This window comes from Mesorhizobium sp. M1006, assembly GCF_040318825.1.
Lineage (GTDB): Bacteria > Pseudomonadota > Alphaproteobacteria > Rhizobiales > Rhizobiaceae > Mesorhizobium.
In genome coordinates this window covers 135,797-147,908 of sequence record NZ_JAMYMZ010000002.1, presented here as the reverse complement: position 1 = coordinate 147,908, position 12,112 = coordinate 135,797, and the positions used below count along the sequence as shown (strand labels likewise).

Annotated in this window: 10 protein-coding genes and 1 riboswitch; of the genes, 7 read left to right on the top strand and 3 right to left on the bottom strand. The window is 61.4% G+C overall.

Annotated elements, in window-relative coordinates:
• Positions 1-268 precede the first annotated feature (268 nt).
• The 3 genes from NKH60_RS02395 to NKH60_RS02385 form a co-directional block, all read right to left on the bottom strand.
• Positions 269-703, bottom strand: coding sequence for a CopG family transcriptional regulator (locus NKH60_RS02395; RefSeq protein ID WP_352502910.1), 435 nt, complete (start codon positions 701-703; stop codon positions 269-271).
• Between the two features lie 4 nt (positions 704-707).
• Positions 708-2,705: a conjugal transfer protein TraG gene (locus NKH60_RS02390; RefSeq protein WP_352612568.1), complete on the bottom strand. Its 1,998-nt coding sequence runs from the start codon at positions 2,703-2,705 to the stop codon at positions 708-710.
• Between the two features lie 527 nt (positions 2,706-3,232).
• Positions 3,233-3,688, bottom strand: a complete 456-nt coding sequence (locus tag NKH60_RS02385; protein ID WP_352502912.1) for a YybH family protein — start codon at positions 3,686-3,688, stop codon at positions 3,233-3,235.
• A 1,130-nt stretch (positions 3,689-4,818) separates the two neighbouring features.
• On the opposite strand from NKH60_RS02385, the gene NKH60_RS02380 reads away from it, so the two are divergent.
• The 7 genes from NKH60_RS02380 (at position 4,819) to NKH60_RS02350 (ending at position 11,906) form a co-directional block, all read left to right on the top strand.
• The gene (locus NKH60_RS02380; RefSeq protein WP_352470527.1) at positions 4,819-6,363 is read left to right on the top strand and encodes a Fic family protein; all 1,545 of its coding nucleotides are present in this window, start codon (positions 4,819-4,821) and stop codon (positions 6,361-6,363) included.
• A gap of 182 nt (positions 6,364-6,545) precedes the next feature.
• A riboswitch (TPP riboswitch) is annotated at positions 6,546-6,662 on the top strand.
• Positions 6,663-6,765: 103 nt separating this feature from the next.
• Positions 6,766-8,601 carry a phosphomethylpyrimidine synthase ThiC gene (gene thiC / locus NKH60_RS02375; protein ID WP_352612565.1) on the top strand — a complete coding sequence of 612 codons (1,836 nt, stop codon included), beginning with the start codon at positions 6,766-6,768 and terminating at the stop codon, positions 8,599-8,601.
• Positions 8,598-9,599 carry a glycine oxidase ThiO gene (thiO, locus tag NKH60_RS02370; protein WP_352612563.1) on the top strand — a complete coding sequence of 334 codons (1,002 nt, stop codon included), beginning with the start codon at positions 8,598-8,600 and terminating at the stop codon, positions 9,597-9,599. Before thiC ends, thiO begins: the two co-directional genes overlap by 4 nt.
• A complete protein-coding gene (gene thiS / locus NKH60_RS02365; protein ID WP_023679205.1) occupies positions 9,568-9,765 on the top strand; it encodes a sulfur carrier protein ThiS in 198 nt (65 codons plus the stop codon). Before thiO ends, thiS begins: the two co-directional genes overlap by 32 nt.
• Position 9,766: 1 nt before the next feature.
• Complete coding sequence (locus tag NKH60_RS02360; RefSeq protein WP_352502588.1) at positions 9,767-10,540, top strand: thiazole synthase; 774 nt, start codon at positions 9,767-9,769, stop codon at positions 10,538-10,540.
• On the top strand, positions 10,537-11,142 hold the full coding sequence (locus NKH60_RS02355; protein ID WP_352470532.1) for a thiamine phosphate synthase: 606 nt from the start codon (positions 10,537-10,539) through the stop codon (positions 11,140-11,142). Before NKH60_RS02360 ends, NKH60_RS02355 begins: the two co-directional genes overlap by 4 nt.
• Complete coding sequence (locus tag NKH60_RS02350) at positions 11,133-11,906, top strand: hydroxymethylpyrimidine/phosphomethylpyrimidine kinase (RefSeq protein WP_352502600.1); 774 nt, start codon at positions 11,133-11,135, stop codon at positions 11,904-11,906. Before NKH60_RS02355 ends, NKH60_RS02350 begins: the two co-directional genes overlap by 10 nt.
• Positions 11,907-12,112 lie beyond the last annotated feature (206 nt).

Sequence of the window (12,112 nt, the reverse complement as noted above, 5' to 3'; positions counted from 1 at the left end):
CGCTCCTCCCTGATGTTGCGCTTTAAACCCGCTCTGTCCTGGCGGATACAATAACCCTAGTGCCATCGAAACGTTTGCGCAATCGATTCGATAGTCGTTTTGATCTGATTAGACTAATGTTGTCTCGAATGAAGCAAAGCAGACATACGACGTCCGCTCGCTCACCACCCGAACTTTGTGGGCACGTTTAGGAACGGTGCGCGAGCAGATACCAACCCGTCGGAAAGATCACGGTCCCGAGAGACGCTTCAATCTGGCGTCACGCACCTTATCGGCTCGCTGGCGGCACTGGCGGGACATCGTCGGCTATTTCCTGCCTGAGCCTTGGTCCTTTGCTGAGCCGGCGACCGAGCGCATCGACGAAATTGTCGTAGCGCTGCAAGCCCTTGGCGCGCGCCTCCGCTTGCGCCGATTCCGGCAAGGCTGGAGTCGAGTTGAGCCAAAACCGGACGAACAATGCTAGCGTCTCAATAGCAATTCCGACGTCACGCTCGACCCGCTGCACGCGTCGATCGATCTGGTCGAGGCGGCGAGTGATCGCCGCTTGCTTTCGTTCTTCGGCGTCCGGCGACAGGAACGACGCGAGCGCAGCCTCGGCGACCAGTGACAGCGAGACCTCGCGCCGCCCAGCGTAATCCGCCAGTGCCCTCATTATGTCAGGGTCGAGATAGGCAGACAGACGTCTTTTCTTGGCGTTCTTCATGCGCTCAAAGCTCAATGCCATCATTGGGGTCAAGGGCGGCCTGACGAGCTGCGCGTCTCATGGCTTGATCGACACTGCGGCGACGAACGGCGTCATCATCGGGCTCGTCCCTGTCGAGGTCGAACTCATCGTCGCAGCGTGCCGTTCGTTCCGGCGCGATGTCTTCGTGTTCGGGAAGCTCGGGCTGGCGGCGAATGCCGCCATTGGCCGGATCCTCGTCCTGCTGATCCCTGGCAAGCCTCAGCTTGCGAGATTTGCCTTCCGGCTCAGCAAGAAGTGTCGTGTCGGTCCAGTCGTCAGGGCGAGCGTTCTGCGTTGTCCCTCCGGTCCTTGGTGGCGGCAAGACGCGCTCGGCAAGACGCGGGTCGGCAAAGTAGCGTGCCTTCTTCGCACGGACTGGGAACTGGCCCGAGATCATAATGATCGCCTCGGTCGGCGGCAGCTGCATGATCTCGCCCGGCGTCATCAGTGCACGCGCCGTTTCCTGCCGCGACACCATCAGATGCCCGAGCCAGGGCGACAATCTGTGCCCCGCATAGTTCTTCATGGCGCGCAACTCGGTCGCGGTCCCCAGAGAGTCTGAGACGCGCTTGGCCGTCCTCTCGTCATTCGTGGCGAAGCTCACCCGCACATGACAATTGTCGAGGATGGAATTGTTCGGTCCGTAGGCCTTCTCGATCTGATTGAGCGATTGTGCAATCAGGAACGACTTGATGCCATACCCGGCCATGAAGGCCAGCGCGCTTTCGAAGAAATCGAGCCTGCCAAGCGCGGGAAACTCGTCCAGCAGCATCAAAAGACGCTGCCGGTGATCCTTCGCGTGAAGATCTTCGGCGAGCCTGCGGCCGATCTGGTTAAGCACGAGTCGGATCAGCGGCTTTGTGCGACTGATGTCCGATGGCGGCACGACCAGATAAAGCGTCGTCGGCCGTGCCTCCTCGACAAGGTCTGCGATCCGCCAGTCACAGCATGACGTCACCTTGGCCACAACTGGATCGCGGTAGAGGCCCAGAAAACTCATGGCCGTCGAGAGCACGCCGGAACGCTCGTTCTCGGACTTGTTAAGCAGTTCCCGAGCAGCCGACGCAACGACGGGATGCGGGCCTGCATCACCCAAATGCCGCGTCAGCATCATGGCGCGCAGCGTTGCCTCGATTGGCCGCTCTGGATCGGAAAGGAAGTTCGCCACGCTTGCGAGGGTCTTGTCTTTCTCCGCATAGAGCACGTGCAGTATTGCGCCGACCAGCAACGCATGGCTGGTCTTCTCCCAGTGGTTGCGGCGTTCCAATGTGCCTTCTGGGTCGACCAGGACATCCGCCACGTTCTGCACATCTCGAACTTCCCACTCGCCCCGTCGCACCTCCAGCAGAGGATTGTAGGCTGCTGATCCAGCATTGGTCGGGTCGAACAGAAGCACCTGGCCGAAACGGGCCCGCCATCCGGCCGTCAGTTCCCAGTTTTCGCCTTTGATGTCGTGGACGATTGCCGAACCCGGCCAGGTCAGTAGTGACGGCACCACCAGGCCGACGCCTTTGCCGCTTCGGGTCGGTGCGAAACATAGCACGTGTTCCGGACCGTCGTGGCGCAGATAGTGTCGGCCCAACATACCCAGGATCACCCCATCCTGACCGATCATCCCAGCGGCCTTGATTTCGTCTCGCGTCGCCCAGCGCGCCGAGCCGTAAGTCGTGGTGTCCTTTGCCTCGCGCCCCCGCCACAGCGACATCCCGATCGCTGCGACGATAGCCATGAGGCTTCCGCTCGCCGCAATCGCCGCGCCCTCCAGGAAGACCTTCGGCGCGTAGGCGTCGTAGAAAAACCACCACCAGAAAAAGGCTGGCGGCGGATAAACGGGCTGTCCAGCCAATTCGAACCACGGCGGACCGAGTTGGCTTTGAAAGCCGAGCCGCCCTGCCGTCCACTGTGTTGCTCCCCATGTCGTCGCGACGACGATCAGAAAGGCGGTGAGTATCTGGCCCCATAAAACCTTGCTTGCCGGCATCGGTCGTTTCCCAAATGGATGATCGGAACAACCGAAAAGCTCGAATTCCTAAATCCGCAAGAAGAAAGGGGCGGTCGAAGCAGCATGGCGTACCCGGACGTGGAAAGACTTGCCCGATGCGGGCTCGAATGTTGAACGAGCATCGGGGGGCTGCTTTCTTCTGGAGCCGTTGAGCCGCTACTTTGCCCAATGATAATTAGTTGTCTCGGCTCAGATGCATTTGACGAGATGGACGGGTTCTTGGAGAACCGCGGATTGCCCACGACCAAATGAACAAGAGCCCTCGGCGGCGCGCCGAGCCGGAGAACGCTCTAGTCCCGGCAAGTGGTGGTCAGCCGGAATTGACGTTCTGCTGAGCTCGAATCTTACCGCCTCCCTGATCGGTAGCGCGATAGATCCAGAGCCGACTCGATGAGCAGACCCATCAAGTCTGTTCAATTTTGTTAATCAATTCAGTCACATCAACTATTGCCATGGACTTTCGTTGGAACTGTTGCAAGCCGCGCCGGCCTCACGGGTCGCGGAATCTATTGGGCCGCACCAAAGTTCCAGATGTCCCGATGCAGGCGCCACGTCCCGTCGTCCCCTTTTTTCCAAACGACAATGTACTTGCCCGCAACGGTGGAAGGGGCACCGCCTTTGCTCGGCACACCGAGCGTAAATGCGCCAACTTCGTAGGCGAGATTCCCGCTCTCTTCCACTTCCAGCGCCTTCAGGGTGAGATTCTTCATCCCGGCCTTGATTGCGCCCTGCCAGAATTCTTCCACGCCCTTGCGGTCATCGACGCGTTTGCCGTCGGGTGGCAGCAGGGCGGCATCGTCGGTATACATTTGACCTACCGCTGCTGCGTTTCCGCTGTTGAAGGCGTCCATGAATTTTACCAACGCCGCTTCGATGTCCTCACGAGCCGAGTGGGCGGCCGCAGACAATGCAGACGAAACAAGCAGCACAGCAGCAAATGCAAATGACTGAACCAGTCTCATTTCGTCCTCCCTTGCGTGCCCGACATGCCCACCCGATGAATAGCGCCGACCCAAGGGCGCCGCGGCGCGTTCGATGGCCAGGCGCCTATTTTATTAGACTTATCTGATATGACGGCGCAAGCGCAACTGCGACCCTCGGAATGACCAGCGTAGCAGCTGCCGGAGAACTTCAAAGCGGCGGCTACCGCCTCACTGCCCTCCTCGTCTCGACGAAAGAGTTCGTTCGAATGATGCTTTTCCGTGGCTTTGCTCGCAAGTTTTCGTCAGCCAGCACAGGGCCTCCTCTTACGGTCGCTGGTCGTCAAGGCCCAGCGGCCACTAGCTGACAGTCCCCCCCGTAGCCAAGCCGCTGGGCCCCTCGACGTGGGGAACGAGCATTGGAGAGATGTCTCGCTTTCCGTTACAGCCCGAAGGCGGGTGACAGATGACCGCGTCAGCCTCTCCACTCCGAGCTACGTTTTCACGCATTCGATCAGGCACAGCTCTCTCGGGCTAGCGCGCCAAGCATGAGTCAGCTCCCGAATGAGCAGGTGCCGCCCAGTTCAGCTTCGGCCCTTGCGCGCGCAAAGTATTGGGCGAGATCGATCGGCAGTCCGATCGGCAAATTGGGGCAGCGATGGCGAGAATGAATGCCAGGAACTTCCCTTCGGTGCCGCTTCGTCGATCTGTCTGCCGAGAAGACGCGCGCTGCGTGCCGCCCCTCATACCGCAGAGAACTCACTTCAGGTCACACACACACGACGCCACCGAGATCCTGCATCACTTTTCTACTCCGACGCCGCCACGTCACCAAGATCAGTCGCAAGCGTGATCGCGGCTATCGATCGCGCACCAGAGCGCTCTATGAGTGAGCCCCGAACGGCGCGCTCGAGCAATCCGGCTCGACGTAAGGCGGGCCATCCGTGCCGGCCTCGTGACTAAGACGGGCGAATGGCGGTTCCTGGACTCACCTTTTTGGTCTGAAGTCGCTTCCTTGAGCCGGTGGCGGAGTTCTTGCTTGATCGACCTCAGCACTGTTTTAGAATCGGTTTTCGGAAAATTTGTCTTGTGGCATCAATTTTCATGGGATAGGATCATTTTTCATAGGTTTTGCCGACTAAACCAAAATTCAATGGAAGGATTCGCGTTTCATGCCTGCGGTGCAACAGCACCAATTTTCAGGTCCTGTTACCGTTTTTCAGGAAATCCGCCTTCCTGAAACGGCGACCCCGGCCGGGTACAGCGCCCTGATCGGAGCCTACAGGCTCGCCGCGCCCTTGCCCCGTAGGTTGTTCGCCACTGGCGAGCATCATCGCATTACCGAACGGGATGGCTGGCGGATCATGACCCCCCGCCATGCCCCAAATCCTACCCTCGAAGGCCACCTGACCTTTGCGCTCAAGTACGAGGGACTGGACCTTGCCGTCCTCAAGCGGCTGTTCCAAGTGACCGGTCCCGCGCCGATCGAGGCGCTGGTCCGTGAAAGCCCGACCGGCAGTTATGCCCGCCGCATCTGGTTTTTATATGAATGGCTGAGGGACGCGCGTATCGATCTGCCGGACGCGGAGGCCGGACGATACATTCCGGTTGTCGATCCCGAGCTGCAGTGGCCCGGACCCGACAAGACCGCTTCGCGCTATCGCGTAAGGGACAATCTCCCCGGCACGCGTGAGTTCTGCCCTCTGGTGTTCCGCACCAAGATTCTCGAAAAATTCATCGGCCTTGAACTACCGCGGCGCGCGGAGGCAATCGTAGCGGACGTGCCGCGCGACCTCCTTGCTCGGACCGCCGCCTTTCTTTTGCTCAAAGACTCGCGATCAAGCTATGCGATCGAGGGCGAGCACCCGCCGCAAGATCGCATCCAGCGCTGGGGCCGCGCCATCGGCGAAGCCGGCCGCTGGCCGATCGATCGCGATGAGCTGCTGCGTCTGCAAAGAATTGTACTTGGTGACGCTCGTTTCGTAAGACTTGGCTTCCGAAAAGAAGGAGGTTTCGTCGGTGAGCATGATCGAGACAACGGTACGCCCTTGCCCGATCACATCAGCGCTCGGCCCGAGGACCTGCCGCGGCTAATCGATGGAATGGCGGCGTTCGATCAGGGCCCCGCGCAAAAGCTTGATGCAGTCGTAGCCGCCGCAATCCTCGCCTTCGGCTTTGTCTATATTCACCCGTTCGAGGACGGAAACGGCCGCATTCACCGCTACCTAATCCACCACGTCCTTGCCATGCGCGGCTTCAATCCGCCGGGAGTGGTCTTTCCCGTCTCGGCCGCGATCCTGGACCAGATCAACGAGTACAGGGGCGTGCTCGAGAGCTATTCGCAGCGCCTTCTGCCGTTGGTGGAATGGGAACCGACGCCGCAATTCAACGTCCGGGTGCTGAATGACACCGGTGATTTCTACCGGTTCTTCGATGCAACCCCGCACGCCGAATTCCTCTATGCTTGCGTTCAGCGGACGATCGAACGGGACCTTCCCGAGGAAACCGCATTTCTGCAGCGCTACGATCAGTTCCGGCAGCAGGTGGACGCCTTTATCGACATGCCCGAGCGGTTGACCGATCTGCTCTTCCGTTTTCTTCACCAGAATGATGGCCATCTATCGAACCGCGCGCGCGAGAAGGAATTCGCCGCGCTGACCAGTGACGAGGCAGGAAGAATCGAGGCGATCTACGCGCAAACCTTTGGTGCCCATTGAAGGTGTGATCATCAGGATCGATTTTTAGTCCGACGCTTTGCGATTCCCTTGTCCTTGCCTTCATCTCCGACGCTTGACTTGTCACCGAGACATGCACGATTTTTTCCGCACGGTCTGACCGGCCGCCGATCAGCCGCGGCCAGAACGCGCTTGACAAACCGGAGCCGTCCCGTCCAACCTCACGCATTCACCAGGGGAGTCCCGGCAAGGGGCTGAGATACTGCTGGCTTTCGCGGCGCAGTGACCCGTTGAACCTGATCCAGTTCATACTGGCGTAGGGACGGTGCAAGCGCTTTGCGGGAGTTCACGCCCGAGGTCCTGTTTCGGCAGGTCGACAGAAGCGTCTTTTCATCCTTCCGGCACAGAACTGGGTCTCCAATGCACGAGCAAAGGAGCCTCAAGATGAATGCCCTCACCCCCGCCGTGTCGACGGGACCGCTGCCTGCCTCACGCAAAATCCACAAGCCCGGTGCCATCCACCCGCAGATCAGGGTGCCGATGCGCGAAATCTCCGTCCATCCGACGGCAGGCGAGCCGCCGGTGACCGCTTACGATCCGTCCGGCCCCTATACCGACCCGACTGTCGAAACCAGCATCGAAAACGGCCTTGCACGGCTTCGCCATGAATGGGTCACCGCGCGCGGCGATGTCGAAGCCTATGACGGCCGCCACGTCCGGCCAGAAGACAATGGGTTTGCGGCGGGCGAGCGCCTAACACCGGAATTTCCAGTCCGCAACCGGCCACTCCGGGCCCAGACCGGCAAGGCGGTGACACAGCTTGCCTATGCGCGCGCTGGCATCATCACGCCCGAAATGGAGTTCGTCGCCATCCGCGAGAACCTTGGTCGCGAGATCCTGCACGGCAAGCTTGAGCGCGACGGCGAGGCCTTCGGCGCGGCGATCCCCGACTTCGTCACGCCTGAATTCGTGCGCAACGAGGTGGCGCGCGGACGGGCGATCATTCCCGCCAACATCAACCATCCCGAGAGCGAGCCGATGATCATCGGCCGGAATTTCCTGGTCAAGATCAACGCCAATATCGGTAACTCCGCCGTCACATCGTCGATGGCTGAAGAGGTCGAAAAGATGGTGTGGGCGATCCGCTGGGGCGCCGACACGGTGATGGATCTGTCGACCGGCCGCAACATCCACAACATCCGCGAATGGATCGTCCGCAACTCGCCGGTGCCGATCGGCACGGTGCCGCTCTACCAGGCGCTCGAGAAAGTCGGCGGCATTGCCGAGGATCTTACCTGGGAGGTTTACCGCGACACGCTGATCGAACAGGCCGAACAGGGCGTCGACTATTTCACCATCCACGCCGGCGTGCGGCTGCATTACATCCCGCTGACCGTTGACCGGGTCACGGGTATCGTCTCGCGCGGCGGCTCGATCATGGCAAAATGGTGCCTGCACCATCACCGGGAAAGCTTCCTCTACGAGCACTTTGCGGAGATCTGCGACATCTGCCGCGCTTATGACGTCTCCTTCTCGCTCGGCGACGGCCTTCGTCCCGGCTCGATCGCCGACGCCAACGACGCGGCGCAATTCGCCGAGCTGGAAACGCTCGGCGAGCTGACGCAGATCGCCTGGGCGAAAGATTGCCAGGTGATGATCGAGGGGCCCGGCCACGTGCCGATGCACAAGATCAAGGCGAACATGGACAAGCAGCTCGCCGTCTGTGGCGAGGCGCCGTTCTATACGCTTGGACCGCTGACGACCGACATCGCGCCGGGCTACGACCACATCACTTCCGGCATCGGCGCGGCGATGATCGGCTGGTTCGGAACGGCCATGCTCTGCTACGTCACGCCCAAGGAGCATCTCGGCCTTCCCGACCGCGATGACGTCAAGACCGGCGTGATCACCTACAAGATCGCAGCGCACGCGGCCGACCTGGCGAAGGGCCACCCGGCGGCGAAAGTCAGGGATGACGCCCTTTCCCGCGCGCGCTTCGAGTTCCGCTGGGAGGACCAGTTCAACCTGTCGCTCGACCCCGAAACCGCACGGTCCTTCCACGACCAGACCTTGCCCAAGGAGGCGCACAAGCTGGCACATTTCTGCTCGATGTGCGGACCGAAATTCTGCTCGATGCGTATCTCTCACGACATCCGCGCCGAGGCACAGAAAGAGGGCATGGCGGCGATGGCGGCGAAATACCGCGAGGGCGGCGATCTCTACGTGCCAGCGGACGAGATCGGCGCACCGGTCACGCCTCAGCCAGGTAAGCCATCATGAAGGTGCTGATAAAGGGGGCCGGCGTCGCCGGCCTCACCGCCGCCTTCGAACTCGCCGCCCGCGGCGCGACGGTTACCGTTGCCGAGACAAGGCCTGCCCTTGGGGGCAATGCGTCGTGGTTCGCCGGCGGCATGCTGGCGCCATGGTGCGAGCGTGAAAGCGCCGAGCAGCCGGTGCTGGACCTTGGACGTGACGCTGCCGACTGGTGGGATGCGGTGCTGCCGGGTCAGGTGACACGGGGCGGAACACTTGTCGTGGCCGCCCCGCGTGATGCCGGCGAGCTCGACCGCTTCGCCAGCCGCACGTCGGGCCATCGGCGTGTCGATGAAGACGAAATTGCGCTCCTGGAACCCGACCTCGCCGGCCGCTTCCGGCGCGGACTGCTCTTCCCAGATGAGGCTCATCTCGACCCGCGCCAGGCGATGGCAGCACTTCATGACAAGCTCGCAGCCATGGGTGTCAAATTCCACTTCGGCACCGACGCCCGGCATGTTTCCGGTTTCGATCGTCAGATCGACTGCCCGGGGATGGCCGCCGTCGATGACAGGCTTCGCGGCGTTCGCGGCGAAATGCTGATCCTAAACACGCCAGACTTCTCGCTGTCGCGCCCGGTCCGGTTGCTGCATCCGCGCTTTCCGCTCTATGCGGTACCGCGTGCCGACGCCCAGTTCATGATCGGTGCGACGATGATTGAAAGCCGGTCCGCCAGACCGGTCACGGCGCGTTCGATGATGGAGCTTCTGGGTGCTGCGTATGCCCTCCATCCGGCCTTTGGCGGGGCCGGGATCGTTGAAGCCGGCGTCGGCGTCCGTCCAGCCTTTCCCGACAATCTGCCGCGCGTCGAAATGAGCGGAGACACCGTCGCGATCAACGGGCTCTATCGCCATGGCTTTCTTCTCGCCCCCGCCATGGCGCGCCTGGCGGGCGAAATTGTCTTCAATCACGACAAACCCGTGGAGCTTGCTCATGAAACTGATGGTCAACGGCAAAGTGCATGAGGTTGCCGCCACCACGCTGGCCGAGCTGCTTGCCGCGCTTGACTATGAGGGCGATTGGCTCGCGACCGCCGTCAACAACGACCTCGTGCACAAAGCCAGCCGGGCGGAATTCCAATTGAACGACGGCGACCGGATCGAAATCCTCTCGCCGATGCAGGGAGGCTAGCATGTTCGATCTTCTCGGGACGACGCTTCCCTCCCGCCTGCTTCTCGGCACCGCTCAATATCCTTCGCCGGCCATCCTTGCCGATGCAGTCAGGGCATCGGGCACCTCGGTGGTGACCGTCTCGTTGCGCCGTGAGATGGGAGGCGGCAGGGCCGGCGAAAAATTCTGGTCGTTGATCCGGTCGCTTGGTGTCAGAATCCTGCCCAACACTGCTGGCTGCCACTCCGTCAAGGAAGCGGTCACGACCGCACAAATGGCGCGCGAAGTCTTCGGCACGCCCTGGATCAAGCTCGAAGTGATCGGCAATCACGACACGCTGCAGCCGGACGTGTTCGGTCTGCTCGAAGCCGCCCGCATCCTGTGCGAGGACGGTTTTGCGGTGTTCCCGTATACTACCGACGACCTTGTCGTCGCCGAGCGGCTGCTTGCGGCGGGCTGCAAGGTCTTGATGCCCTGGTGCGCACCGATCGGTTCCGCCCTCGGGCCGGTCAACATCACGGCGCTGCGCTCGATGCGCGGACATTTCCCTGATGTCCCGCTGATCGTGGATGCTGGTCTCGGACGGCCATCGCACGCGGCAACAGTCATGGAGTTCGGCTTTGATGCCGTGCTCCTGAACACAGCGGTCGCCAAGGCGGCCGATCCGGTCGGCATGGCGCGTGCGTTCGGCAAGGCGGTCGACGCCGGTCGAGAAGCTTTCAGCTCGGGGATGCTCGAACCCCGCGACGTCGCGGTGCCATCGACACCAACATTCGGCAGGGCGGTTTTCTCATGAAGCTCGATCCCTTCTACCTGATCGTCGACAGCGCCGCCTGGATCGAACGGCTGGTGCCACTTGGCGTCAAGCTGGTTCAGTTGCGCATCAAGGATAGGGACGAGGCCACGCTGCGGACGGAAATCCGCCGCGCGAACGGCGTCTGCGCGGTCCATGGTTGCCAACTGATCGTCAACGACTATTGGCGGCTCGCCATTGAGGAAGGCTGCGACTTCGTCCATCTCGGCCAAGAGGATTTGGCTGCGGCTGACCTGCTGGCGATTAAGTACGCCGGATTGAAGCTCGGGCTCAGCACGCACGATCATCTCGAACTGGAAACGGCCATCGCTGCCGAGCCCGACTATATCGCGCTCGGCCCCATCTATCCCACCATCCTGAAGCAGATGAAATGGGCGCCGCAAGGGCTCGAGCGGATCAGCGAGTGGAAGCATCGGGTGGCGCCGATCCCATTGGTCTCCATCGGCGGCCTCAACCCCGACCGGCTCGACGGTGTCTTCGAGGCTGGTGCGGACAGCGCGGCGGTGGTCACCGACATCACGTTGAATGCCGATCCCGAAGCGCGCACGCGAGAATGGATCGAAAAGACAAAGCCATGGCGCTGAGGCGAGAACCGCGTGTGCTCGTGGTTGGCGGATCAGACTCCAGCGGTGGGGCTGGAATTGCACGTGATATCGAGACGATCTCTTCCATTGGTATGCGCACCTGCCTGGCTGTCACAGCGCTGACGGTGCAGACGCACGAAGCCGTAATGGAAATCCATCCTTCGAAGCCCGATCTTGTGGCCGATCAGATGTGCGCCGCGCTGCAGGCCAACAAGGTGGCGGCAATTAAGATCGGCATGCTCGCAACGGCCGAGATCGTCGTTGCCATTGCCGGCGTGCTGCGCGAAAATCCGCAGGTGCCGGCAGTGCTCGATCCGGTGCTGGCCTCGAGCTCCGGCCGGGGGCTTCTGGAAGCAGGTGCCATCGCTGCCATGAGGCGCGACCTGATGCCGCTTTGCTGCCTTGTGACCCCCAATCTCCTCGAGCTGGCGCTCCTTGTTGGTGCGGAACCGCCAGCCGACGAGAGCGACGCGGTGAGACTGGGACGGAAATTGCTGGCAGCCGGCGTGCCGGGCCTGCTGATCAAAGGGGGCCACGCATCAGGACCTCGATCAACCGATATTCTGTTGCGTTCCGATCAAGAACCAATTCGCTTCGACGCACCTCGTCTTGTCGCATCAATCCGCGGGACGGGTTGCATGCTGGCTAGCGCGATTGCGGCGCATCTGGCGAAGGCGAAGCCGCTCGAAGACAGTGTGCGCGAAGGCAAGCGGCTTGTCTTGGCCATGTTTAAGAAGAATGCAGCAGACCGACGAAACTTGTAAAATTTTCCAACTCTCGAAAGACACGCCTGCCTCTCGCGGGTCCGGGCTGGTAATTTCGCCTCGTAATTCACCTCACTCGAGAGGAGTAGTTTGACGGCCTCGCCAGGCGGCGACCGCGAGATCAACGATGGCGAGGCGGCCGTCGTGCGCCGTATCTAGTGCGTTGGCATCCTTTCCCCACATCCGACTGCGATCCTGGAATTCAC

Coding starts and splice junctions, on each gene's coding strand:
- NKH60_RS02380 (WP_352470527.1), top strand. CDS start 4,819: ATGCCTGCGGTGCAACAGCACCAATTTTCAGGTCCTGTTACCGTTTTT.
- NKH60_RS02395 (WP_352502910.1), bottom strand. CDS start 703: ATGAAGAACGCCAAGAAAAGACGTCTGTCTGCCTATCTCGACCCTGAC.
- thiO (WP_352612563.1), top strand. CDS start 8,598: ATGAAGGTGCTGATAAAGGGGGCCGGCGTCGCCGGCCTCACCGCCGCC.
- thiC (WP_352612565.1), top strand. CDS start 6,766: ATGAATGCCCTCACCCCCGCCGTGTCGACGGGACCGCTGCCTGCCTCA.
- thiS (WP_023679205.1), top strand. CDS start 9,568: ATGAAACTGATGGTCAACGGCAAAGTGCATGAGGTTGCCGCCACCACG.
- NKH60_RS02350 (WP_352502600.1), top strand. CDS start 11,133: ATGGCGCTGAGGCGAGAACCGCGTGTGCTCGTGGTTGGCGGATCAGAC.
- NKH60_RS02390 (WP_352612568.1), bottom strand. CDS start 2,705: ATGCCGGCAAGCAAGGTTTTATGGGGCCAGATACTCACCGCCTTTCTG.
- NKH60_RS02360 (WP_352502588.1), top strand. CDS start 9,767: ATGTTCGATCTTCTCGGGACGACGCTTCCCTCCCGCCTGCTTCTCGGC.
- NKH60_RS02385 (WP_352502912.1), bottom strand. CDS start 3,688: ATGAGACTGGTTCAGTCATTTGCATTTGCTGCTGTGCTGCTTGTTTCG.
- NKH60_RS02355 (WP_352470532.1), top strand. CDS start 10,537: ATGAAGCTCGATCCCTTCTACCTGATCGTCGACAGCGCCGCCTGGATC.